This window comes from Achromobacter kerstersii (assembly GCF_902859595.1).
In the GTDB taxonomy this organism is placed as follows: domain Bacteria; phylum Pseudomonadota; class Gammaproteobacteria; order Burkholderiales; family Burkholderiaceae_B; genus Achromobacter; species Achromobacter kerstersii.
The window spans coordinates 153,433-177,134 of record NZ_CADIJQ010000011.1 but is presented as its reverse complement, the minus strand read 5'-3'; the positions used below and the strand labels follow the sequence as shown (position 1 = coordinate 177,134).

Sequence of the window (23,702 nt, the reverse complement as noted above, 5' to 3'; positions counted from 1 at the left end):
CGTGACTATGAAGTTTAGTTCGGGGGAGATAGATCAACTTTAGGCAAATCTCGACAAAACTTTACAATTAAATACTGCGTCACAATGCAGAAAAGCCACCCACCGCAACGCGGTGAGTGGCTTTCAATTCAAAAGGCCTGGGGTGCTTACGCCAAGCTGGCGGCAAGCTTCTCGGCGCTGGAAACGGCAAGGGCTTCATCTTCCGCTTCGACCATCAGGCGCAGCTTCGGTTCCGTGCCCGAGGCGCGGATCAGAATGCGGCCACGGCCGTTAAGCTCGGCTTCGACGGCCTGGCGCGCGGCGGTCAAACCGGCGTGGGTTTTCCAGTCCTGGCCCGGGGCCAGCGGCACGTTGATCATCTTCTGCGGGTACATGCGCAGGTCGCTGACCCACTCTGCCATCGTCGTGCCGTTGCGGCGCAGGGCCGTCAGCACCTGCAGGGCGGCGATGATGCCATCGCCCGTGGAGTGGCAATCCAGGCACAGCAGGTGGCCGGAGCTTTCGCCGCCATACTGCCAGCCGCGCGATTGCATTTGCTCCAGCACGTAGCGGTCGCCCACGTTGGCGCGCTCAAAGCCGACGCCCAAACGGGTCATTTCACGTTCGAAACCAAAGTTGGTCATCAGCGTGCCGACAACCCCGTCCACCTTGCCGCGCTGCATGCGCTCGCGGACGATGGCGTACAGCAGTTCGTCGCCGTTGTAGATACGGCCGTCGCCATCTACCACTTGCAGGCGGTCGGCGTCGCCGTCCAATGCGATGCCCAGTTGCGCGCCGCGCGCCTTCACTTCCTTGGCCAGCATCTCAGGGTGCAACGCGCCTACACCCTTGTTGATGTTGAAGCCGTCCGGGTGCACGCCGATGGCATGCACTTCGGCGCCCAGCTCGCGGAACACGTGCGGGGCGATGTTGTAGGCCGCGCCGTGCGCCGCATCCACCACGATCGTCATCCCGTTCAGGTCCAGATCGTTGGGGAATGTGCTCTTGCAGAATTCGATGTAGCGGCCTTGCGAGTCCGACATGCGGCGCGCGCGTCCCAGGCCTTCGGAGCTGACGCAGCCCAGCGGTTCGTCCAGGGCGGCCTCGATGTCGGCTTCGATCTCATCGGGCAGCTTCATGCCCTGCGCCGAGAAGAACTTGATGCCGTTGTCCTGATAAGGATTGTGCGAGGCGCTGATGACGATGCCCGCCACCAGACGCAGTGCGCGCGTCAGGTAGGCGACGGCTGGCGTCGGGATGGGGCCGGCCAGCAACACATCGATGCCCGCCGCCGACAAGCCGGCTTCCAAGGCGGATTCCAACATGTAGCCCGAAATGCGGGTGTCTTTACCGATGACGACTTGCGGGCGGCTGCCACCGCGCGCGGCGTGCTCACGCGCCAGGACGCGGCCCGCCGCATAGCCCAGGCGCAAGGCGAATTCGGCGTTGATCACCGGACCGCCCACTTCGCCACGTACGCCATCGGTACCAAAATACTTGCGTCGAATCATGAACTGATTGCTCCTTGTTCAGCCGCATGCCATACCTTAAGCGCATCCACGGTGGCGGCAACATCGTGCACACGCACGATGGAAGCCCCACGAGACACACAGGCAAGCGCCGCGGCAATGCTGCCGGGCAGCCTGTCGCCAACCGGCCGGCCGGTGGCCTGGCCAATCATGTTCTTGCGCGACAGGCCGATCAGCAATGGATAACCTGTGCTGCGCAGGCTGGACAGCCGGCGCAGTAATTGAAAGTTCTGGTCCGCCGTCTTGCCAAAGCCGAAGCCCGGGTCCAGCACGATACGGCGGGGGTCGACCCAGGCGGCACGCAACTTCTGCGCGCGCGAACCTAGGAAGAGTCCGATTTCACCGAGCAGGTCGGTGTATTCGGGGGGGGCGGCCTGCATGGTGCGGGGCTCGCCCTTCATGTGCATCACGCACAGCCCGCAGCGCGACTGCGCCACCGCTTCGATAGCGCCGGGCTGACGGAAGCCATAAATGTCGTTGATCATGTCCGCGCCCGCATCCAGCGTGGCGCGCATCACTTCGGGTTTGAAAGTGTCGATAGACAGCGGCACACCGCAATCGCGCAGGGCTTCGATCACGGGCAACAGCCGGTCGAGTTCATCGGCCACCGACACCGGATCAGCGCCAGGGCGCGTGGACTCGCCGCCCAGATCCAGAATCTGCGCGCCTTCTGCGATCAACTGGCGCGCATGCGCCACCGCGGAATCCGTATCGTCGTGCTGGCCGCCGTCGGAAAAAGAATCCGGCGTGACATTGACGATACCCATGACAAGCGGGCGCTCGAGATCAAACTCGAAGCGCCCGCAAAGAAAGTTATTTGCCATAACTCAGGACAAAGAACCTCAGACTGCTGCAGCCGTGCTGCCGCCAGCCGCCAAACCCGTGCTGGGCGGCGTGTCCGTCGAATCCGACGGACCTTGCGGCGTTTTCGGGGGACGCGGAGGACGGCCCTCGATGATGTCGTTGATCTGGTCTGCGTCAATGGTTTCCCATTCCAGCAGCGCCGAGGTCATCACTTCGACCTTGTCACGGTTGTCTTCCAGGATCTTGCGCGCGACGCTGTACTGCTCGTCGATGATGCGGCGGATCTCGGTGTCCACCTTTTGCATGGTGGCTTCCGACATGTGAGTCGTCTTGGTGACGCTGCGGCCCAGGAACACTTCGCCTTCGTTCTCGGCGTAGACCATCGGGCCCAGTTCGTCGGTCATGCCGTAGCGCGTGACGATGTCGCGGGCGATGGCGGTGGCGCGTTCGAAGTCATTCGAGGCGCCCGTCGTCATCTGGTCCATGAACAGTTCTTCGGCGATACGGCCACCGAACAGCACGGCGATGGTGGACAGCAAGCGGCCCTTGTCCATGCTGTAGCGGTCGGTTTCAGGCAACTGCATCGTCACGCCCAGCGCACGGCCGCGCGGGATGATGGTGACCTTGTGAACCGGATCGGTCTTGGGCAACAGGCGGGCAACGATCGCGTGGCCAGATTCGTGGTACGCGGTGTTCTTGCGTTCCTCTTCAGGCATGACGATCGAGCGGCGCTCGGCACCCATGATGATCTTGTCCTTGGCCTTTTCGAAGTCAGACATATCCACCGTGCGGCCATTACGGCGAGCGGCGAACAAGGCGGCCTCGTTGACCAGGTTGGCCAGGTCGGCACCCGAGAAGCCCGGGCAACCGCGCGCGAGGATGGTCGCGTCGACGTTAGGCGACAGCGGAACCTTGCGCATATGGACCTTCAGGATCTGCTCGCGGCCACGGATATCGGGCAGCGGCACAACCACTTGACGGTCGAAACGGCCGGGACGCAGCAGCGCCGGGTCCAGCACGTCGGGACGGTTGGTTGCGGCGATGACGATAACGCCCTGGCCGGATTCGAAACCGTCCATCTCAACCAGCATCTGGTTCAGCGTTTGTTCGCGTTCGTCGTTGCCGCCACCCAGGCCGGCGCCACGCTGACGGCCCACCGCATCGATTTCGTCGATGAAGATGATGCAGGGAGCGTGCTTCTTGGCGTTTTCGAACATGTCGCGGACGCGCGCAGCGCCCACGCCGACGAACATTTCAACGAAGTCCGAACCGGAAATGCTGAAGAACGGAACCTTGGCTTCGCCGGCGATGGCCTTGGCCAGCAGCGTTTTACCGGTACCGGGCGAGCCCACCATCAGCACGCCACGGGGAATGCGGCCGCCAAGCTTCTGGAACTTGCTGGGGTCGCGCAGGAAGTCGACCAGTTCCTGGACGTCTTCCTTGGCTTCATCGCAGCCGGCAACGTCAGCGAACGTGATCTGGTTGGTGTTTTCGTCGAGCATGCGGGCGCGAGATTTGCCGAAGCTGAACGCCCCGCCTCTGCCACCGCCCTGCATCTGTCGCATGAAGAATACCCAGACGCCAATCAGCAGCAGCATGGGGAACCACGACACGAAGATGCTCATCAGCAGCGATTGCTCTTCGCGCGGCTTGCCCGACACCTGCACGCCGTACTTCAGCAGATCGGAGACCATCCAGAGGTCGCCAGGCGAAGTCAGCGTGTAGGCGCGGCCCGCGTCCGGGGTGACGTACAGCACATCGCCCTGAACGTCGACCTTGCGGATACGTCCCGCCTTGGCGTCGTCCATAAACTGCGTGTAGGTCACGCCGTCCTGGGTCTGAGCGCGTCCGTCGAACTGTTTGAAGACGGTGAACAGCACAAGGGCTATCACCATCCAGACAGCGACTTTCGAAAATGAATTATTCAAGGTCGATCTCCTGCTTTCGATTCCGACCGGCGACCGCGCACCCGCATATGGCACAGTCACAAGTATGTCAATAGCCCATTCTACCCTGTTGGACCCGATTGCGTCCTGGGGCCCCTGGGGTCCGTGTAGTTACGTCTGATTCTTCGTTATGGTGGTCGTTGTCTCGGCAAGCAGGTAAGTTCTTCGGGATTCCGGAGCCACATGCCCCGGCCCGGGGTTACTTGAGATCGCGGGCAACCAGAAAGGTTTCAGAGGACTTTGCCCTTGATGCCTTCGGCTTGCGCTCGACCACCCGCTTGAAGTGCTGCTTGAAGCTTTGCACGATCTGCGAAAAACCGCTGCCGTGGAAAGCCTTGACGATCAGCACGCCGTCGGGCTTGAGGTGAGCGCGGGAAAATTCCATCGCCAGGTCACACACATGCTGGATGCGCGCGGCGTCGGCAATACCCACGCCTGACAAGTTGGGGGCCATGTCTGAAATAACAAGGTCCACGGCATGCGATCCGACCATGTCTTCCAATTGTTTCAGAACTTCGTCTTCGCGGAAATCGCCCTGGATGAATTCCACGCCCGCAATGGGTTCCATGGGAAGCATGTCCAACGCAATAATACGTCCGTCCACGATGCCGCCCGGCCCCGTCAGGCGCTCTCGCACCACTTGGGACCAACTGCCGGGCGACGAACCCAGATCGACGACCAGGTCTCCCCGGCGGAGCAACTTTTCGTTGTCCAAAAGCTCGATCAGCTTGAAAGCGCCCCGGGCCCGATAGCCCTTCTGTTGCGCCAGCTTCACATAGGGATCGTTGATGTGCTGGTGAATCCAGTCTTTAGAGAATTTATTCTTGGCCATTACCGTACAATTCCACGCATGCCTATATTAGAACTTACCTCTCGTGAGCGCAGCGACCTTCGCTCCGCCGCTCACCCTCTGCGCCCCGTCGTCCTGATTGGCGACAATGGCCTGACCGAAGCCGTGCTTAAGGAAATTGACCTGGCACTGACTTCGCACGGCTTGATCAAGGTACGCGCCGGCGGCGATGACCGCGAGGCCCGCGAGACCATGTTGTCGACGATTTGCGACACTTTGTCCTGCGCCGCGGTGCATCACCTGGGCAAGACCCTGATTCTTTTCCGCCCGCTGGCCGGCAACGTCAAGCCCGCCGCGCTGGCCGCCATGGAGCCCGAAGCTCCTGCCAAGCGCCGAGCCTCCGAGCCGTACACGCCCAAGAAGATCGCCGCCGAAGGCAAGACGCTTGCCAAGCGCCCCCGCCGCAGCGAGACCGAAGAGCCCAAAGCCGCCAAAACGCGCTTCGTGCCCCAGGACCAGCTGAACAAGAACGGCAAGCCCATGCGTCCCAGCAACAAGCGCGCTACCGTCAGCGGCCACGGCATTCCCCGCCGCGCGGGCAGTGCACTGAGCTTGCGAGCCGGTGCTCGCAGCGGCACCAGCCGCAAGACCACGAAAAAGTAAGGCCAGGCACAAAAACGGGCGCTCTACGCGCCCGGTTCACCATAGCGATCCGCGAATGTACCGCGGAAATCAGACGAACGCAGGGTTCGGGCTATGGCGTTTTGACAATTTACCGCTTGGGCGGATGCGTCAGATGTAACGCACGCCCAGAACTTCATACTCGCGAACGCCTGCCGGGGCCTTGACCTCGACAACATCGCCTTCGCTCTTGCCGATCAGTGCGCGCGCCACAGGGCTGGACACAGAGATCAAGTTGGACTTGATGTCGGCTTCGACGTCGCCAACGATCTGGTAAGTCACGCGGTCGCCGGAATCCAGGTCTTCGATGTCGACGGTGGCGCCAAACACGGCGCGGCCTTCGGCGTCGAGCGACGTCGGGTCGATCAGGTGAGCATTGGAAAGCGTGCCTTCAAGTTCGGCAATCCGGCCTTCGATAAAGCCTTGGCGCTCGCGAGCGGCGTCATATTCGGCGTTTTCCGACAGATCACCCTGCGCACGCGCCTCAGCAATGGCGTTAATCACGGCAGGACGTTCCACGGTTTTCAGCCGTTGGAGCTCTTCTTGCAAGCGCTCGGCCCCGCGCACGGTCAAAGGAATGGCAGACATGTCGTTTCCCAAACAAAAGTAGAAAAACGCCCCGACGGAGCGTTCTCGGTGAAGGTCGTTACCCTGGCGCGCGCATGACGTCTGGGGCTTTTTTAAAGCGAGACGAGCGGCGCGGACGACCAAAACAAAACCCCGGCTCGGGTCGGAACCGGGGCAATCAAAGTCATATTGTGGGCAAAGTCCACCGGAATTGCAAGCCGCTGGAAAAAACGCGGTTTTCGGCGCAATTCACCGCTGTAACCCGCTAAAACCGGGCATTTCCTCAACAATCCTTAAATTTGCAGACGATGGCGACCCAACCGCCCCTGTGCACGTTGCGCAAAAGATACTTAAGGATAGTTTTTAGCCCTTGATGGCGAAATTTAAAAATTTTGGGCGCAGGAAAATCAACAAAAACGGTATAACCGAAAACAAGCAGGATTAATAACAATTAGATACCAGCCTGTAGTCCCCGGCGTATCTCCTTATTTCAAGTGCGGGCATCGCGGCAGAAGCCGCCGCGATATCGATTGTGCGTGATGTGCATGTTCAGACGAACGCATCGCTGCCATCCGGTCCGACGTTCGTCGCTGCGCGCCGCGTGACGGGCTGCCCTGTCACCGCGTGCAGAGCCGCGTTCTAGACTGAGGAGCTCTCATGCTGGAAAAAATGAAAGTCCGTACAGGCATGCTGCTGGTGCTGGCCTGCTTCGTCGTTGCGCTGGGACTGGCTTGCGGATTGAGCTGGCTGAATGCGGGGCACAGCGTCCGCGAAATCGAAGATCTGAACACGGTGGCCGTCCACCAGGTTGACCCGCTGTATGAGGCCAATGGCGCCTTGCTGCGCACTCGGCTGGCGCTGGACGACGCGCTGGCGGGCATGCTGGCCAGCAACGCCGAGCAGACCCGCACGGCCGAGCAGGAAGCCGCCGCCGAGCTGGCGCAGGCGCGTGAACGATTCACCCGCTACATGGAGGTGCCCAAGAGCGAACGCGGCCAGGCGCTGGCGCTGACGCTGCAAGGCCGCTTCACGGAATACGCCGCGCTGCTGGACACGCTAAGCGCCGCCATCAAGGAACGTTCCGCGGCCAAGTACCAGCAGGATGTGGGCCGGACGCGCCAGGCCGATGTGAACTTCGTGCGTGACATGAAGACGTTCCTGGCCCGCGTGCAGGAGCGCAGCGACGGCGTGCTGGCCAGTTCACAAGCCACTTATTCGAATGCACGAATTTCATCCATCGCCCTGCTGACCGCCGCCCTGTTGTTGACCGCCCTGTGCTGGACCTTCATCCGGCGCGGCGTGCTGCTGCCCTTGCAAGAGGCGGGCCGGCACTTTGACCGTATCGCCGCAGGCGACCTGACCCAACGGGTCGACAGCCGCTCCAACAATGAGATCGGCGCGCTGTTTGCGTCACTCAAGCGGATGCAGGAAGGCCTAACCCGCACGGTGACCACCGTGCGCCAGGGGGTAGAAGAGATCAACGTGGGCGCGGCGGAAATCGCCGCAGGCAACGCCAACCTGTCCACCCGCACCGAGCAGCAGGCCGCCGCCCTGGAAGAAACCGCCGCCACGATGGAAGAGCTGGCCGCCACCGTCAAGCAGAACGCCGAAAACGCCGCGCAAGCGAATCAGATGGCCGCCATCAGCATGGACGTCGCGCAGCGCGGCGGGCACAACGTGGGCCAGGTGGTGTCGACCATGCAGGGCATTTCGGACAGCTCACGCAAAATCGCCGACATCGTCTCGGTGATTGATGGCATCGCCTTCCAGACCAACATCCTGGCGTTGAACGCCGCCGTGGAAGCCGCGCGCGCGGGGGAACAGGGCAAGGGCTTCGCCGTGGTAGCGGGTGAAGTGCGCAACCTGGCGCAGCGCGCCGCGCAGGCCGCCAAAGAGATCAAGACCCTGATTGAAGCCTCGGTAGATACGGTGCAGGCCGGCTCGGCCCAGGTAGCGGCCGCGGGCCAGACCATGCAGGAAATCGTGGCGTCCGTGCAGCGGGTGACGGACATCATGGGCGAGATCTCGGCCGCCTCGGCCCAACAGGCCAGCGGCATCGATCAGGTCAGCCTGGCGGTCTCGCAAATGGATGAGGTAACGCAGCAGAACGCGGCGTTGGTGGAAGAGGCGTCAGCCGCCGCCTCCGCGATGGAGGAGCAGGCGCGCCGCTTGTCCGAGGCGACCGCCGTATTCAAGACACAGTCGGGGCAAGTGATTGACGCCACGCCGGTAGTGGCATCCCCGCTAGCCCACACCAAACCCTCGGCGCGCTTGTCGCGGTCTTGATCGGGCGCCAGCCTGCGCGGGCCGCAAGGCCCTGCGCAGGCTTGTCAGATCAGACGACTGCCGGCGCCCGGCGGCGCAGCAAGGCGTACAGGATGATGGCGCCGAAGGTGGCGGTACCGATGCCGCCCAGCATGAAATCGCCCAGCTTGATCGTGAAGTCGCCCGCGCCCAGCACCAGGGTCACGGCGGCCACGATCAGGTTGCGGTTGTCGCTGAAGTCCACCTGGTTGACCACCCAGATGCGGGCGCCGGCGATCGCGATCAGGCCGAACACCACGACTGACATACCGCCCAGGACCGGGCCCGGAATCGTCTGGATCAGCGCGCCGAACTTGGGCGAGAAGCCCAGCACGATGGCGATCAGCGCGGCCACCACGAAGACCAGCGTGGAATAAATGCGGGTAACCGCCATCACGCCGATGTTCTCGGCGTAGGTCGTGACGCCCGTGCCGCCCACCGCACCCGACACCATCGTTGCCACGCCGTCGCCGACGAAGGCGCGGCCGAGATAGCGGTCCAGGTCCTGCCCGGTCATGGCGCTGACCGCCTTCACGTGGCCCAGGTTTTCCGCGACCAGGATGATCGCAACCGGCACGATCAGGCCCATGGCTTCCGCCTTGAAGACAGGCGCCGCGAAATGCGGCAGCCCGATCCAGGCGGCGGCCGCCACGCCGGAGAAGTCGATCGGCTTGCCCAGCCCCATGCCGTTAGCCAGCACGGCGTAGATCACGCAGGCCAGGATCAGGCCGACCAGGATCAACAGCCGCTGGACCATGCCCTTCGTATAGACGGCGATGCCGCCCACGCAGACGATGGTGACTAGCGCCATGAAGGTATCGAAGCCCGATGCCCCCATGGCGCCCTTGGCCGCAATCGGCGCCAGGTTCAGCCCGATCACGGCGACGACCGCGCCCGTCACCACGGGCGGCATCAGCGTATCGATCCAGTTGGCCCCGCCGCCCGCGCGCGCATTCACGATCCAGACGATGACGCCGATCAGCGTATAGACCAGCCCGCAGGCGATGATGGCGCCCAGCGCCACCCCGATGTTCGCGTTGGCCCCGCCCCCGGCGTACCCGGTCACCGCAATGACGCCGCCGATGAAGGCAAAGCTGGAGCCCAGATAGCTGGGCACGCGGCCGCCCACGAACAGGAAAAAGATCAGCGTGCCGATCCCCGACATCAGGATGGCGACGTTGGGGTCAAAGCCCATCAGCAGGGGCGCCAGCACGGTCGAGCCGAACATCGCAACCACGTGCTGCGCGCCCATGGCGACGTTCTTGGGCCAGGACAGCCGTTCATCGGGCGCGATGATGACGCCAGGTTCGGCGTCGTCCGCCAGGCGCCAACGCGGGAAATAGGAATTGGACATGGGAATCCCAAAGAAGGTGTTGGGGTGAGCGGGCGCCAGTGTAAAGGGGGCCACGAAAACGGGGCAATGCTTAAGTTCGCAACGAAAATGCCGTAGCTAGGGAAAGCCCCAAGATCAATAACCGAACGGAGCCATCATGGCGACCAATCCCATCAGCGGCGTTTCCCGAATCAACTCGATGGCCGACCTGTGGGCCGAACGAATTCAGGCCAACAAAGAAGCCAAGTCGGCCGCCGGCGGCGAAGCGGTCTCGGTCAGCGCCGAAGGCTCGATCCGCGTCAACACGCCGGGCGCCTCGAAGGTGAATACCGCGAAGGCCACCGAGGAAACCGACAACGACGACGCATACACCCGTCAGATCAAGGCCTTGCAAAAACAGCTCAAGCAGATCATGGACCAGATCGCCAGGGTCAAGGCCAGCGGCATGTCGGACGAAATGAAGGCGCAGCAGATGCTGGCGCTTAATACCCAAGCCGTGCAGATCCAGAACCAGATTTCCCAGGTGTTGGCGCAGCAGGCGCGCGACGCACAACGCAACAGCGCCTAGGCGACGGCCTGAGGCCAGCGCGATGACGCGGGCGCCCCGATAGCGGGCGCCAGCATCGGCGCGTGCGCGCGCATCCGGGCATCGGCACCGGCGCCTGAGCATCGGGCGCCCCCGATGATGATGCGCATCAAAATTTCTGATTGGACGCGTAGCAGACCAGACATTACTGTCTCCGGACAAATTAAAACTACGGAGACAAACCATGCATGCAATGCGCACAGCACTTGCAGGAGCGCTGCTGGCCGTCTGCTCGGCCCCTGCCCTGGCCGGCACCGTCACGGTCATCACGTCGTTCCCCAAGGACCTGACCCAGGCCTACAAGAGCGCCTTCGAGAAGGCCAATCCCGGCATCACGCTGGAAATTCTGAACAAGAACACCGTGTCGGGCATCGCCTACGTGCGCGAAACGCCCGCCGGCCAACGTCCCGAAGTGTTCTGGGCCAGCGCCCCTGACGCCTTCGAAGTGCTGGGCCGCGACAAGCTGCTGGCCAAGTCGTCCGACGTGGCGAATAAAGATGTGCCGGACAAGATCGGCAACTACCCCATCAATGACCCCTCGGGCATGTACCTGGGCCAGGCGCTGGCCGGCTACGGCATTGTCTACAACACGCGCTATATCGCAGCGCACAAGATTCCCGCGCCCGTGGAATGGAAAGACCTGTTGTCGCCGAAATGGTTTGGCCACGTGGGCATTACGTCTCCGTCGCGCTCGGGCACGATGCACCTGACGGTGGAAACCATTCTGCAAGGCGAAGGCTGGGATGACGGCTGGAACACGTTGCTCCGCATGTCGGGCAACAGCAGCGCCGTAACCGAGCGTTCGTTCGGCGTACCGGATGGTGTCAACAACGGCCAATTCGGCGCGGGCCCGGTCATCGACTTCTTCGGCCTGTCCAGCAAGTACTCCAAGTTCCCGGTGGAATTCGTCTACCCGTCCGAAACCGCCATCGTGCCGGCCAACATCGCGTTGATTGAGGGCGCCAAGAACACGGAAGAAGGCAAGAAGTTCATCGCCTTCACGTTGAGCCAGGCGGGCCAGGAATTGCTGCTGGAACCGAAGATCTCGCGTCTGCCGGTGCTGCCGTACACGGCGCTTGCCGGCAAGATTCCGCCGGGCTACCCGGACCCGGCCGAGATCGCCCGCCGCAGCAAGGTCCAGTTCAATGCCGACCTGTCGCAGACGCGCTACTACGTCGTGCAATCGCTGTATGACCAAACCGTCACCTTCCGCTTGAAGGAATTGCAGGCCGCCACCAAGGCCATCTACGACGCCGAAGCCAAGCTGGGCGACAAGGCCAAGAGCGGCAAAGCCGCCGAGCTGCTGGCCCAGGCGCGCAAGCTCGCGTGGGCGCCGCTGGTCGATGGCAAGCAGGCCGCCGACCCGGCGTTCCTGGCGATCTTCGCCGGCAACAAGAAGGACGCCGCCGTCAACCAGCAGATCACGCAGCTGGAAGGCGAATGGAACGGCAAGTCCAAGGCGAACTACGAAGAAGCCGTGAAGCTGGCCAAGCAGGCCGCGGCACTCTAAGCCGCTACTCCGCGACCGGCGCGACGGCGGACGGACACTTCAGCCCGCCCGCCGCCACCCTCCCCTGGCAACGATTTCGGGAATCTCGATGAATTCTTCGGGCCACTCACGCCTGCCCGCCGGCCCCGTCATGGTGGCGCTGCTGGTGTTCGGCTTTCTGCTGCTTTTCCTGGCCGTGCCCGTAGGCACGGTCTTCTACAGCGCCTTCGTGAACGCCGACGGCAGTTTCACGATGGGCCACTTCGGCGCGTTCTTCAACCAGCCGCTGATGCAGGAAGCGTTTTTCAACAGCCTGTATGTGGCGGGGTGGTCGGCGCTGCTGGCGTCGTTGATCGCCGTGCCGCTGGCGTATTTCACCGTACGCTTCGACTTTCGCGGCGCACTGATCATCCAGACGCTGGGCGTGCTGCCGCTGATCATGCCGCCGTTTGTGGGCGCGGTGGCGATGCAACTGATCTTCGGACGGTCGGGCAGCGTCAACCTGCTGCTGAACGACTGGTTCGGCTTCACGATTCCCTTCATGGAAGGCCTGAACGGCGTCATCTTTGTGGAAGCGCTGCACTACTTCCCGTTCATCCTGATGAACCTGGTCGTGGCGCTGCGCAATATCGACGGCGCCATGGAAGAAGCCGCATTCAACCTGGGTTCGCGCGGGTTCCGGCTGTTTCGCCGCGTGATCTTTCCGCTGGCGCTGCCGGGCTATGTGGCGGGCGCATCGCTGGTGTTCGTCAAAGTGTTTGACGACCTGGGCACCCCGCTTGTGCTGGGCACCACCAACATGCTGGCGCCGCAAGCGTACTTGCGCATCACGCAGGTGGGGCTGGAAGATCCGCTGGGCTATGTGATCAGCGTGATCATGATTGCGTTCTCGATTCTGGCGTTGTGGCTGTCGGCGCGCGTGCTCAAGGGCCGCGACTACTCCACGCTGCAAAAGGGTGGCAATTCCATCCAGAAGCGCAAGCTGGGGCCGATGGAAAGCGTGCTGGCCTATGGCTGGATCATCATGGTGCTGCTGCTGGTGCTGTCGCCGCACATGGGCGTGCTGCTGCTGTCCCTGGCTAGCGTCTGGAGCTTTGCGCCGCTGCCTGACGGCTACACGCTGGCGCATTACTCGGCGGTGTTCTCCGAGTCGCAGGGCATGATTGCGAACACGCTGCTCTATTGCGGCCTGGCCGCAGGCGTGGACGTCATCCTCGGCACTGCAATTGCCTACCTGATGCTGCGCACCCGCCTGCCGGCGCGCCAATGGCTGGACCTCATGGCGTCTGCCGCGCTGGCGATTCCGGGCATCGTGCTGGCGATCGGCTTTCTGCGCACGTTCCGGGGGATCGAGCTTCCTGGCACGGGCACGCTACTGACGTCGTCGTGGATCATCATCATGATTGCGTATTCCGTCAGGCGCCTGCCTTACGCGCTGCGGTCGTGCGTGGCGTCGTTGCAGCAGATCAACGTCTCGCTTGAGGAAGCCGCGCAATCGCTTGGCGCCACGCGCATGAGCACGATTCGCCGCATCGTCGTGCCCTTGATGGCGGGCGGCATGCTGGCCGGTTTTGTGACCAGCTTCGTGACGGCGGCGGTAGAGCTGTCGGCCACCATCATGCTGGTCACGAAAGACAGCCAGGCGCCCATGAGCTACGGCATCTATCTGTATATGCAAAGCGCGGCGGGCCGGGGGCCCGGCGCCGCGCTGGGTGTGCTGGCGGTGGCCGCGGTGGCTATCGGCACGTATGTATCGCACTTGCTGGTGGAGCGCGCGCAGTCGCGCCAGCGTCCGGCACGCACTGAAGGGGAATCCGCATGAAGAAAGTCAGCGTCGAGTGCCGCAACATCCGCTTGTCTTACGGCAAGACGGAAGTGCTGAAGGACGTCAACATCCATATCGAGCCGGGCGAGTTCTTTGCGCTGCTTGGGCCGTCGGGCTCCGGCAAGTCCACGCTGCTGCGGCTGATTGCCGGCTTCAACCGCCATAGCGCGGGGCAGTTGCTGGTGGACGGCAAAGACATCACCGGCACCCCGCCCTGGGATCGCAACATCGGCATGGTGTTCCAGAACTACGCGCTGTGGCCGCACATGACGGTGTGGGACAACGTGGCGTTTGGTCTGGTCGAACGCAAGCTGCCCAAGGCGGAAATCCGCGCCAAGGTGGAAGCCGCGCTGGAACTGGTGGGGCTGTCGCAATACGGCAAGCGCCGTCCGAATCAGTTGTCGGGCGGCCAGCAGCAACGCGTGGCGCTGGCCCGCACCATCGTCATCGAACCGCAGGTGCTGTTGCTGGATGAACCCTTGTCGAACCTGGACAAGAAGCTGCGCGTGCAGATGCGCCAGGACTTGCTCAGCCTGCAACGGCGGCTGGGCATCACCACCATCTTCGTCACGCATGATCAAGAGGAAGCCATGACCACGGCCGACCGGATGGCCGTGCTGGACCACGGCGTGGTGCAGCAGATTGGCGCGCCCAGCACCTTGTTCGACTATCCGGTCAACCGCTTCGTGGCCAACTTCGTGGGCACGATGAACGTGCTGGAAGGCAATGTGCGCGAACGCACCAGCGGCAGTGTCGTGCTGGCGGTGGAAGGCGTGGGCGACTTGCATTTGCCGCTGACGGCCGAGGCTCCCGCCGCCACGCGGCTGGCGGCCAGCTTCCGGCCGCACACAGTGCAGATCGAAATGGCCGATGGCTTGGGCGATGCGCGTTATGTGTGGCTGCCGGGCATTGTGGAAAGCAGCGAGTTCCTGGGCGAGTTCACGCGCTATCAGGTGTTGATTGGCGAGCAGCGGCTGACGGCGGATCAATCGCACCTGGCGGGCCTGTCGCCCTTCCCGCCTGGCGCACCCGTATCAATCGGACTGGAACCGACCCAAGTGCGGCTGCTCGCGGCCTAAACTTGCGGCCATGGAAATCTATCAGATCCGCGCCTTCGTCACGGTTGCCCGTCTGGGCAATCTGACGAAGGCGGCCGAAGCGCTGTCGCTGACTCAGCCCGCCGTCACCGCGCAGATCAAGGCGCTGGAACAGAGCCTGGGCGTCGCGTTGTTCGACCGCAGTGGCGGACGCCTGGCGCTGGCCAAGGCGGGTGAAGTGCTGTTGCCCACGGCCGAATCGTTGCTGGTGCTGGGGGCGCAGTTGAAGTCCGAAGCGCAGCAGTTGCAGGGCAGCCTGCATGGCGTGGTGGAACTCGGCGTGCCGAGCGAGAAGCCGGATTTCCTGCGCCTGGGCGAATTGGCTTCGGCCGTGACGCAACGCCTGCCGCTCGTGGAATTGAAAACGCAGACCTTGCCCACCGCCACGCTAGCCGAACAGGTCAGCACCGGCCGTCTGCCCGCGGCATTGACCATCGCAGCCAATCCGCCGCGTGGCGTGCTGTGGCTGCCCTTGCGCAGCGTGCGTTACCGCATCGCCATGCCTCGCGAACACGCCGCCGTGCTCAAGCGCGGCGGCTGGCGTGAAGTGGCGCAACTGCCTTGGCTTGACGGCCCGTCTGGCAGCCACACGCACCTGCTGCTGCGCGACATGTTCGAACGCCACGGTTTGTCGCCGCGCATCGTGATGCAGCACGACGACCAGGCGAATCTGGATGCGCTGGTGCGCGCGGGGGCCGGTTGCGCCCTGCTGCGCGAAGAGACCGCGCTGGCGGGTGCCGCGTCGAACGATTTCATCGTGTGGGGCCAGGCACGCGTTGACGCCATGCTAGGCTTCATCCTGCCCTATGAGCGCGCTAGCGAGCCCGCGCTGGTCGCGTTAAGCTCGATCATTCAAACCATCTGGAAGCCGCGCGCGGCCATCACGCCGGCCCAGCTTTAAGCCTATTCCGCATCATCACTCAATGACTGAAATCTGGTTCATCCGCCATGGCGAAACCGACTGGAACCGCCAGCGCCGCCTGCAAGGCTGGAAAGACATTCCCCTGAACGAATTTGGCGTCAACCAAGCCAGCCTGCTGGCCGCGCGCCTGCGCGAAGAGGCCCGCCACACGCCCATCCACGCCATCTACAGCAGCGATCTGCAACGCGCTCACGCCACTGCCGTGCCTGTATCCGAACAACTGGGCCTGCGCGTGCGTGTGGAACCGGGCATCCGCGAACGCGGTTTTGGTGTGCTTGAAGGGCTGGATCACGAACGTATCGACGTGCTGGCGCCGGAAGCTGCCGCCGCCTGGAAAAGCCGCGACCCGCTGCGCGCGCTGGACGCCGGCGAGACGCTGGGCCAATTCCAGTCGCGCGTGGTTTCCACCGTGGACGACATCGCCAGCCGTCACGACGGCGAACGCATCCTGCTGTTTACGCACGGCGGCGTGCTGGACATCATCTGGCGCCATGCTTCGGGCGTGCCGCTGAATGCACCGCGCGACGCGGCACTGCTGAACGTCAGCATCAACCGAGTCGGCATCCAGGGCCGCAAATGGGAAGTGCTGGACTGGGGTGATGTGGGCCACATCGCAGATGAGGTTGGCGACGACGTGGTGCCGTAAGACGCTGGCGTGGTCACATGCGGCGGGGCATGCCCGCTGCAAGATTGCACATCGCCGGATCTAACGCCGCTGGCGCGATGTGTTCTTTCATCACGCGGGGCGTGCTGCCCTCACCCGGCTTTACGCGGTTTGCGCGGCGCATCGCGCGCCAGCTTGTCGTACACCGCGTTGGGCAGCAGGCGCATCAGCTTGGCCACCACACCCATCTGCCACGGAATCACCTTGTACGACGTGCCGCGTGTAATCGCCGCATGCGCGCGCTGCGCAAAGGCGTCCGCTTCCATCAAAAACGGCATCGAGTACGGGTTCTTCGCCGTCATCGCGGTCTTGATGTAGCCGGGCGCAATCGTCACCACCCGGATACCGTCAGCCGCCAGCTCCAGCCGCAGGCTTTCGCAATAGGTCACCACCGCCGATTTGGACGCGCTGTACGCGCCTGCCCCCGGCAGCCCGCGCACGCCCGCCACGCTGGCGATGCCTACCAAACGGCCTGATCCGGCGGCGCGCATGGCGCCGACAAAGGGCTCGAAGGTAGCCACGGTGGCCAGCAAGTTGGTATCGACAATGGCTTTGAAGACGTCGTAGTCCTCACCGTGCTCGGTCAACGTGCCCGCACTGATGCCGGCGCTGGCGATGACCACATCCACCCTGCCCTGGCAAAACGCAATGAAATCGGCCGCCGCCGCATGCAGCGCGGCGCGGTCGCGCACGTCTACCGCATAGCAGCGATGCTCACCGGGCAAGCTGTCGGCCAGTTCACGCAGCGCGTCTTCGCGCCGGCCCAAGAGTCCCAGCGTGGCGCCCGATGCGGCGTACTGCTGCGCCAGGGCGCGGCCCAGGCCACTGCTGGCGCCGGTAATGAAGACTCTGTTCATGGATCGTCGTAGGCGAAGAGGAGACGCAAGAATGGAAAAAGGGCGACCCTTTTTCAAGGGCCGCCCCGGCATCCTACCTCAAGCCCGCGGGCTTGGCGCGATGGCTTTAGCCTTGTCCGCTGAGCGATGCGTGCAGATCCTGCAACGGGTAGACCTGAAGGCCCAGGCCCTGGCGCAGATACTGCATGCCTTCGACCGCGGCGCGGGCGCCGGCGATGGTGGTGAAGAACGTGACGCGAGCGGCCAGCGACTGCGTGCGGATGGTGCGCGAGTCAACGATGGCGTTGCGACGTTCTTCGACGGTGTTGATGACCAGCGCGATTTCGCCGTTCTTCACCATGTCGACGATGTGCGGACGGCCTTCCGTGACCTTGTTCACCACTTGCACGGGGATGCCGGCAGCTTCGATCTCGGCGGCGGTGCCACGCGTGGCGACCAGCTTGAAGCCCAGGGCATGCAGGCCGCGCGCCACTTCCACGGCGCGGGGCTTGTCCTGGTTCTTCACGCTGATGAACACCGTGCCGGAATCCGGCAGGCGCACGCCAGCGGCCAGCTGCGACTTCACGAAGGCTTCGCCGAAGCTCATGCCCACGCCCATCACTTCACCGGTCGACTTCATTTCCGGACCCAGAATGGTGTCCACGCCCGGGAACTTCACGAACGGGAACACGGCTTCCTTGACCGAGAAGTAAGGCGGCACGACTTCCTTCGTGATGCCTTGCGCCGCCAGCGTCTGGCCGGCCATGGCGCGCGCGGCGATCTTGGCCAGTTGCAGGCCGGTGGCCTTGGACACGTAAGGCACCGTACGCGACGCGCGCGGGTTCACTTCCAGCACGTAGACGTCGCCGCCCTGGATGGCGAACTGCACGTTCATCAGGCCGCTGACGTTCAAGGCCTTGGCCATCATCGTGGTCTGGCGCTTGATCTCGGCGATGACTTCCGCCGACAGCGAGTACGGGGGCAGGCTGCAAGCCGAGTCGCCCGAGTGCACGCCAGCCTGTTCGATGTGTTCCATGACGCCGCCGATGAAGACGGTTTCGCCATCGGCCAGGCAGTCCACGTCGACTTCGGTGGCGTTGTTCAGGAAGCGGTCCAGCAGCACGGGCGAGTCATTGCTGACCTTCACGGCCTCGCGCATGTAGCGCTCGAGGTCTTGCTGCTCGTGCACGATTTCCATGGCGCGGCCGCCCAGCACGTAGCTGGGGCGAACGACCAGCGGGTAGCCGATTTCGGTGGCATGGGCCAGGGCCTCGCCTTCGGTGCGCGCGGTGCGGTTGGGCGGCTGACGCAGACCCAGCTTGTTCAGCAGCTTCTGGAAGCGTTCGCGGTCTTCAGCAACGTCGATGGATTCCGGGCTGGTGCCGATGATCGGCACGCCGTTGGCTTCCAGGGCACGCGCCAGCTTCAACGGGGTCTGGCCGCCGTACTGGACGATCATGCCGACCGGGTTTTCCTTGTGGACGATTTCCAGCACGTCTTCCAAGGTCAGCGGTTCGAAGTACAGGCGATCCGACGTGTCGTAGTCGGTGGACACGGTTTCCGGGTTGCAGTTGACCATGATGGTCTCGTACCCGTCTTCGCGCAGCGCCAGCGCGGCATGCACGCAGCAGTAGTCGAACTCGATGCCCTGGCCGATACGGTTCGGGCCACCGCCCAGCACCACGATCTTCTTGCGATCGGTGGGGGCGGCTTCGCACTCTTCCTCGTACGTGGAGTACATGTAGGCGGTGCGGGTGGCGAATTCGGCGGCGCAGGTGTCCACGCGCTTGTAGACCGGGCGCACGTTCAGCTGGTGACGCAGCTTGCGGACTTCGGATTCAGCTGAGTCCAGCAGGAACGCCAGGCGGCGGTCAGAGAAACCGCGGCGCTTCAGTTCCCACAGGGTGGCGTAGTCCAGATCGGCCAGCGTCTTTTGTTCCAGCGCCAGTTCGATGTCGACGATTTCCTTGATCTGCGACAGGAACCACGGGTCGATGTGCGTGATGTTGTGCACTTCGTCCAGCGTGAAGCCTTGCGCAAAGGCATCGCCCACGTACCAGATGCGTTCCGGACCGGGCTCGCCCAGTTCGACTTGCAGCTTTTCGCGGTCGGTGGTTTTCTGGTTCAGGCCGTCGACGCCCACTTCCAGACCACGCAGCGCCTTCTGGAACGATTCCTGAAAGGTGCGGCCGATGGCCATGACTTCACCCACGGACTTCATCTGGGTGGTCAGGCGCGCGTCGGCGGTGGGGAATTTTTCGAATGCGAAACGCGGCACCTTGGTGACGACGTAGTCGATCGACGGTTCGAACGAGGCGGGCGTGGCGCCGCCGGTGATTTCGTTCTTGAGCTCGTCCAGCGTGTAGCCCACGGCCAGGCGCGCGGCGACCTTGGCGATGGGGAAGCCGGTGGCCTTGGATGCCAGCGCCGACGAACGCGACACGCGCGGGTTCATCTCGATGACGATCATGCGGCCGTCACGCGGGTTGACCGCGAACTGCACGTTCGAACCACCCGTATCCACACCGATCTCGCGCAACACCGCGATCGATGCGTTACGCATGATCTGGTATTCCTTGTCGGTCAGCGTCTGAGCCGGCGCCACGGTGATGGAGTCACCGGTGTGCACGCCCATGGGGTCCAGGTTTTCGATCGAGCAGACGATGATGCAGTTGTCCGCCTTGTCGCGGACCACTTCCATCTCGAATTCCTTCCAGCCCAGCAGCGACTCTTCGATCAGCAGTTCGCTGGTCGGCGAGGCTTCCAGACCGCGGCGGCAGATGGTTTCGAACTCTTCGGCGTTGTAGGCGATACCACCGCCCGAGCCACCCATGGTGAAGCTGGGGCGAATGACGGCCGGGAAACCCGAGGTGCCAACTTCGGAAGCGATGCGGCGCTGCACTTCCCAGGCTTCGTCCATGCTGTGGGCCACGCCCGACTTGGCCGATTCCAGGCCGATGTCGGTCATGGCCTGCTTGAACTTCTGGCGGTCTTCGGCCTTTTCGATGGCGTGCTCGTTGGCGCCGATCAGTTCCACGTTGTGCTTTTTCAGCACGCCGTGGTGGGCCAGGTCCAGTGCGCAGTTCAGCGCGGTCTGGCCGCCCATGGTCGGCAGCAGCGCATCGGGCTTTTCGCGCTCGATGATCTTTTCAACGGCTTGCCAGGTGATGGGCTCGATGTAGGTGACGTCGGCCGTTTCCGGGTCCGTCATGATCGTGGCCGGGTTGCTGTTCACCAGGATGGTGCGGTAACCCTCAGCCTTGAGCGCCTTGCACGCCTGTGCGCCGGAATAGTCGAATTCGCAGGCCTGCCCGATGATGATGGGGCCGGCGCCGATGATGAGAATACTTTTTAGGTCTGTACGCTTGGGCATGATGCAATCTTTACTTTTGGCCGGACATCAGGGCGATGAACTTGTCGAACAGTTCAAGGATGTCGTGCGGACCCGGGCTGGCTTCGGGGTGACCCTGGAAGCAGAAGGCCGGGCGGTCGGTGAGCTCGAAGCCCTGCAAGGTGCCGTCGAACAGCGACACGTGCGTCACGCGCGCATTGGCCGGCAGGCTGGCCGCGTCAACCGCGAAGCCATGGTTCTGGCTCGTGATGAACACGCGCTTGGACTGGAGGTCCTGCACAGGGTGGTTCGCGCCATGGTGGCCGGTCTTCATCTTGAGCGTCTTGCCGCCCACGGCCAGGCCCATGATCTGGTGGCCCAGGCAGATGCCGAATACCGGCAGCTTCTTGTCCAGGAACACGCGCGTGGCGTCGATGGCGTAGTCGCAAGGCTCGGGGTCGCCGGGGCCGTTGGACAGGAACACGCCGTCGGGATTGAGCTTCAGGACGTCTTCAGCGCTGGTTTGCGCCGGCACCAAGGTCAGGCGGCAACCGCGGTCAGCCAAGAGGCGCAAGATGTTGGTCTTGATGCCGAAGTCGTAAGCGACGACGTGGAACTTGGACTGGTCAGGCTTGGAAAAGCCTTCGCCCAGTTGCCAGGTGCCTTCGGTCCATTCAGAGCTGCTCTTGACCGAGACAACCTTGGCCAGATCCTGGCCGGCCATGCCGGCAAAGCCTTGAGCCAGTTCAACCGCGCGTTCTGCGTCGGTGCCGACGAAGATGCAGCCGCCTTGGGCGCCTTTTTCACGCAGGATGCGCGTGAGCTTGCGGGTGTCGATGCCAGAAATGGCGACGATGCCCTGCGCGGCCAGATAGTCGGGCAGGGATTGCGTGGAACGGAAGTTCGACACGCGGGCGGGACAGTCGCGGACCACAAGTCCGGCGGCATAGACGCGATTGGCTTCCACGTCTTCGGCGTTGACGCCGGTGTTGCCAATATGCGGATACGTCAGCGTGACGATCTGTCCGCTATAGCTGGGATCGGTGAGAATTTCCTGGTACCCGGTCATCGCGGTGTTGAACACCACTTCGGCAACGGTATGGCCAGGCGCACCGATCGACACGCCTCGAAAAATGGTACCGTCCGCCAGAGCCAGAATTGCAGGAGGGAAGCGGTTGATCCCCTCGGGAAAAAGTTGCGGCAGCACAGTAAACCCCGGTTTTAGAATCGATAATCAAACCTTCGGATTATACCTCGACCGGCCGGCTTTCCCGGCGAACCGCGCCAAATAAGGCCCGGACGGGCGATTCCCCCGTTTCAGCGCAGGCACGCGGCCTCCTGCTTGTGGGCGGCGGCGGGCAAGCAGCGGCAGTGATACGCTTACAGCACCTTCAACCCTTGCCGTTGTGAGCCGTAACTGTCCATGTCCAGCCAACTTGACGCCCTGCGCAATCACACCACCGTTGTCGCCGACACCGGGGATTTTGAAGCGATGAAGGCGCTGCGTCCCACCGACGCCACCACTAATCCGTCCCTGATTCTGAAAGCCGTGCAGCAGGATGCGTACCGCCCGCTGCTGGAAAAAACCGCACGCGATCACGGCGGCGCCTCCACGCCCGAACTCGTTGACCGCCTGCTGGTGTCGTTTGGCCGGGCCATTTTGAATATTGTGCCGGGACGCGTGTCGACGGAAGTCGACGCCCGCCTGTCGTTCGACACCCGCGCCACCATCGAACGCGCCCGCGGCCTGATCGCCCTGTATGAAGCCGCCGGCGTGCCGCGCGAGCGCGTGCTGATCAAGATTGCGTCTACGTGGGAAGGCATCCAGGCCGCCCGCGTGCTGCAAGCCGAAGGCGTGCGCTGCAACCTGACGCTGCTGTTTTCGCTGCCGCAGGCCGTGGCTTGCGCCGATGCCAAGGTGCAGCTGATTTCGCCCTTTGTCGGCCGCATCTACGACTGGTACAAGAAGTCCGCCGGCGCCGCCTGGGTCGAAGCCGACAACGCAGGCGCACGCGACCCGGGCGTGCTGTCCGTGACGCGCATTTACCGTTATTACAAACAGCACGGAATTCCTACCGAAATCATGGGCGCCAGCTTCCGCAACGCCGGCCAGATTCTGGCGCTGTCGGGCTGCGACCTGCTGACGATCAGCCCTGATCTTCTGAAGCAGTTGTCCACCACCGAAGGCGACGCGCCGGCGCGATTGCGCGCTGACGACACCGGTGAAGCCATCGCCCACATCGGCGCGGATGAAATCACGTTCCGCACCTTGCTCAATGACGACGCGATGGCCTCCGAAAAGCTGTCGGAAGGCATCCGCCTGTTCGTGGCGGACGCCGTCAAGCTGGATGCGCTGATCGAGGCGCAACGCGGGTAATCGCGCCGCATCTGCCACCCCATCAGCGCGCCCCGACGTTTGGGCACGGCGCTTGCTGATGAGGTGGCGGCAGGTTTACCGGTGATCGTGCGAATGCACCTGCAACGCTTCCAGGAAGCGCGACACCATGTTGTAGGCGGCCACCGTCGCGGTGAGTTCAACGATTAATTTTTCCGAACCCATTGCGGCGCGCGCAGCTTGAAAGACCGGTTCCGGCACTTGAACGTGGCGCGTCATCGCGTCGGTGTAGGCCAGCACCGCCTTTTCGCGTTCGCTGAACAGGCTTGAGCTTTCCCAGGTATCCAGTGCATCCAGTTGCGCCTGCGTGACGCCTTCTTTCAGGGCAATCGGCGCGTGCTGGTCGGCTTCGTAGGGCGCGCCGTTAATGGCCGCCACCCGCATGATGACGAGTTCCCGCAGGTCACCCGGCAAGGTGCTGAGCTGCCGGATTGAGGTCAGATAGTTCAGCCAGCCACCCGCCACGGCGGGGCTGTGCAGCAGCATTTGGTACAGGTGCAGCACACTGCCGCGCTCGGCGACGATGCGGTCCACAAGGGGCCGTGCTTCGGGATGAGTCAGATCGGCGTAGGGTAGACGAGCCATGAAATCTCCATATAGATGACTGCGCTGCAGATGCACACA

General features: G+C 63.3%; 19 protein-coding genes. 9 read left to right on the top strand and 10 right to left on the bottom strand.

The genetic code is table 11. The features are described 5' to 3' along the window. Positions 1-146 precede the first annotated feature (146 nt). From glmM to HV765_RS26265, 4 genes are all read right to left on the bottom strand, one after another. On the bottom strand, positions 147-1,490 hold the full coding sequence (gene glmM / locus HV765_RS26280; RefSeq protein ID WP_054427938.1) for a phosphoglucosamine mutase: 1,344 nt from the start codon (positions 1,488-1,490) through the stop codon (positions 147-149). After that, positions 1,487-2,332: a dihydropteroate synthase gene (folP, locus tag HV765_RS26275; protein ID WP_054427939.1), complete on the bottom strand. Its 846-nt coding sequence runs from the start codon at positions 2,330-2,332 to the stop codon at positions 1,487-1,489. The genes glmM and folP overlap by 4 nt, the downstream gene beginning before the upstream one ends. Positions 2,333-2,350: 18 nt before the next feature. After that, positions 2,351-4,240 (bottom strand): ATP-dependent zinc metalloprotease FtsH, encoded by a 1,890-nt coding sequence (ftsH, locus tag HV765_RS26270; protein ID WP_054427940.1) that lies wholly within the window; start codon positions 4,238-4,240, stop codon positions 2,351-2,353. A gap of 217 nt (positions 4,241-4,457) precedes the next feature. Next, on the bottom strand, positions 4,458-5,090 hold the full coding sequence (locus HV765_RS26265) for an RlmE family RNA methyltransferase (RefSeq protein ID WP_006222881.1): 633 nt from the start codon (positions 5,088-5,090) through the stop codon (positions 4,458-4,460). An 18-nt stretch (positions 5,091-5,108) separates the two neighbouring features. Between HV765_RS26265 and HV765_RS26260 the strand changes: the two genes are divergently transcribed. After that, positions 5,109-5,711, top strand: coding sequence for a YhbY family RNA-binding protein (locus HV765_RS26260; RefSeq protein ID WP_054427941.1), 603 nt, complete (start codon positions 5,109-5,111; stop codon positions 5,709-5,711). Positions 5,712-5,840: 129 nt separating this feature from the next. Here HV765_RS26260 and greA read toward each other — a convergent pair whose 3' ends face one another. Then, on the bottom strand, positions 5,841-6,317 hold the full coding sequence (gene greA / locus HV765_RS26255) for a transcription elongation factor GreA (RefSeq protein WP_054427942.1): 477 nt from the start codon (positions 6,315-6,317) through the stop codon (positions 5,841-5,843). A 636-nt stretch (positions 6,318-6,953) separates the two neighbouring features. On the opposite strand from greA, the gene HV765_RS26250 reads away from it, so the two are divergent. Then, on the top strand, positions 6,954-8,582 hold the full coding sequence (locus tag HV765_RS26250) for a methyl-accepting chemotaxis protein (protein WP_175171478.1): 1,629 nt from the start codon (positions 6,954-6,956) through the stop codon (positions 8,580-8,582). A gap of 49 nt (positions 8,583-8,631) precedes the next feature. On the opposite strand, the gene HV765_RS26245 is transcribed toward HV765_RS26250, so the two are convergent. Then, positions 8,632-9,954 carry a solute carrier family 23 protein gene (locus HV765_RS26245; RefSeq protein ID WP_054427944.1) on the bottom strand — a complete coding sequence of 441 codons (1,323 nt, stop codon included), beginning with the start codon at positions 9,952-9,954 and terminating at the stop codon, positions 8,632-8,634. Between the two features lie 136 nt (positions 9,955-10,090). Here HV765_RS26245 and HV765_RS26240 point away from each other — a divergent pair, with 136 nt between their 5' ends. From HV765_RS26240 to HV765_RS26215, 6 genes are all read left to right on the top strand, one after another. After that, positions 10,091-10,501, top strand: a complete 411-nt coding sequence (locus HV765_RS26240) for a FlxA-like family protein (RefSeq protein WP_175171477.1) — start codon at positions 10,091-10,093, stop codon at positions 10,499-10,501. A gap of 202 nt (positions 10,502-10,703) precedes the next feature. Further along, the gene (locus tag HV765_RS26235; RefSeq protein ID WP_054427946.1) at positions 10,704-12,029 is read left to right on the top strand and encodes an ABC transporter substrate-binding protein; all 1,326 of its coding nucleotides are present in this window, start codon (positions 10,704-10,706) and stop codon (positions 12,027-12,029) included. Positions 12,030-12,117: 88 nt separating this feature from the next. Continuing rightward, positions 12,118-13,830, top strand: a complete 1,713-nt coding sequence (locus HV765_RS26230) for an ABC transporter permease (protein ID WP_175171476.1) — start codon at positions 12,118-12,120, stop codon at positions 13,828-13,830. After that, entirely contained in the window at positions 13,827-14,912 is a 1,086-nt protein-coding gene (locus HV765_RS26225; protein WP_054427948.1) for an ABC transporter ATP-binding protein, read from the top strand. The genes HV765_RS26230 and HV765_RS26225 overlap by 4 nt, the downstream gene beginning before the upstream one ends. A gap of 10 nt (positions 14,913-14,922) precedes the next feature. Continuing rightward, on the top strand, positions 14,923-15,831 hold the full coding sequence (locus tag HV765_RS26220; RefSeq protein ID WP_054427949.1) for a LysR family transcriptional regulator: 909 nt from the start codon (positions 14,923-14,925) through the stop codon (positions 15,829-15,831). Between the two features lie 22 nt (positions 15,832-15,853). Continuing rightward, positions 15,854-16,498: a histidine phosphatase family protein gene (locus tag HV765_RS26215; RefSeq protein WP_175171475.1), complete on the top strand. Its 645-nt coding sequence runs from the start codon at positions 15,854-15,856 to the stop codon at positions 16,496-16,498. Positions 16,499-16,608: 110 nt separating this feature from the next. Here HV765_RS26215 and HV765_RS26210 read toward each other — a convergent pair whose 3' ends face one another. The 3 genes from HV765_RS26210 to carA all read right to left on the bottom strand — a co-directional run bounded on the left by HV765_RS26210 (position 16,609) and on the right by carA (position 21,890). After that, on the bottom strand, positions 16,609-17,373 hold the full coding sequence (locus tag HV765_RS26210; RefSeq protein ID WP_054427951.1) for an SDR family oxidoreductase: 765 nt from the start codon (positions 17,371-17,373) through the stop codon (positions 16,609-16,611). A 106-nt stretch (positions 17,374-17,479) separates the two neighbouring features. Then, entirely contained in the window at positions 17,480-20,725 is a 3,246-nt protein-coding gene (carB, locus tag HV765_RS26205; protein ID WP_054427952.1) for a carbamoyl-phosphate synthase large subunit, read from the bottom strand. 10 nt (positions 20,726-20,735) lie between these two features. Continuing rightward, a complete protein-coding gene (carA, locus tag HV765_RS26200; RefSeq protein ID WP_054427953.1) occupies positions 20,736-21,890 on the bottom strand; it encodes a glutamine-hydrolyzing carbamoyl-phosphate synthase small subunit in 1,155 nt (384 codons plus the stop codon). Between the two features lie 216 nt (positions 21,891-22,106). On the opposite strand from carA, the gene tal reads away from it, so the two are divergent. Beyond that, a complete protein-coding gene (tal, locus tag HV765_RS26195) occupies positions 22,107-23,060 on the top strand; it encodes a transaldolase (protein WP_175171474.1) in 954 nt (317 codons plus the stop codon). A 75-nt stretch (positions 23,061-23,135) separates the two neighbouring features. Here the strand turns inward: tal and HV765_RS26190 are convergent, their stop codons facing one another. Next, positions 23,136-23,663, bottom strand: a complete 528-nt coding sequence (locus tag HV765_RS26190; RefSeq protein WP_175171473.1) for a carboxymuconolactone decarboxylase family protein — start codon at positions 23,661-23,663, stop codon at positions 23,136-23,138. Positions 23,664-23,702: the final 39 nt, after the last annotated feature.

Coding starts and splice junctions, on each gene's coding strand:
- HV765_RS26240 (WP_175171477.1), top strand. CDS start 10,091: ATGGCGACCAATCCCATCAGCGGCGTTTCCCGAATCAACTCGATGGCC.
- HV765_RS26235 (WP_054427946.1), top strand. CDS start 10,704: ATGCATGCAATGCGCACAGCACTTGCAGGAGCGCTGCTGGCCGTCTGC.
- tal (WP_175171474.1), top strand. CDS start 22,107: ATGTCCAGCCAACTTGACGCCCTGCGCAATCACACCACCGTTGTCGCC.
- folP (WP_054427939.1), bottom strand. CDS start 2,332: ATGGCAAATAACTTTCTTTGCGGGCGCTTCGAGTTTGATCTCGAGCGC.
- HV765_RS26220 (WP_054427949.1), top strand. CDS start 14,923: ATGGAAATCTATCAGATCCGCGCCTTCGTCACGGTTGCCCGTCTGGGC.
- HV765_RS26250 (WP_175171478.1), top strand. CDS start 6,954: ATGCTGGAAAAAATGAAAGTCCGTACAGGCATGCTGCTGGTGCTGGCC.
- HV765_RS26225 (WP_054427948.1), top strand. CDS start 13,827: ATGAAGAAAGTCAGCGTCGAGTGCCGCAACATCCGCTTGTCTTACGGC.
- HV765_RS26245 (WP_054427944.1), bottom strand. CDS start 9,954: ATGTCCAATTCCTATTTCCCGCGTTGGCGCCTGGCGGACGACGCCGAA.
- greA (WP_054427942.1), bottom strand. CDS start 6,317: ATGTCTGCCATTCCTTTGACCGTGCGCGGGGCCGAGCGCTTGCAAGAA.
- HV765_RS26260 (WP_054427941.1), top strand. CDS start 5,109: ATGCCTATATTAGAACTTACCTCTCGTGAGCGCAGCGACCTTCGCTCC.
- HV765_RS26215 (WP_175171475.1), top strand. CDS start 15,854: ATGACTGAAATCTGGTTCATCCGCCATGGCGAAACCGACTGGAACCGC.
- HV765_RS26265 (WP_006222881.1), bottom strand. CDS start 5,090: ATGGCCAAGAATAAATTCTCTAAAGACTGGATTCACCAGCACATCAAC.
- carB (WP_054427952.1), bottom strand. CDS start 20,725: ATGCCCAAGCGTACAGACCTAAAAAGTATTCTCATCATCGGCGCCGGC.
- glmM (WP_054427938.1), bottom strand. CDS start 1,490: ATGATTCGACGCAAGTATTTTGGTACCGATGGCGTACGTGGCGAAGTG.
- HV765_RS26190 (WP_175171473.1), bottom strand. CDS start 23,663: ATGGCTCGTCTACCCTACGCCGATCTGACTCATCCCGAAGCACGGCCC.
- HV765_RS26210 (WP_054427951.1), bottom strand. CDS start 17,373: ATGAACAGAGTCTTCATTACCGGCGCCAGCAGTGGCCTGGGCCGCGCC.
- HV765_RS26230 (WP_175171476.1), top strand. CDS start 12,118: ATGAATTCTTCGGGCCACTCACGCCTGCCCGCCGGCCCCGTCATGGTG.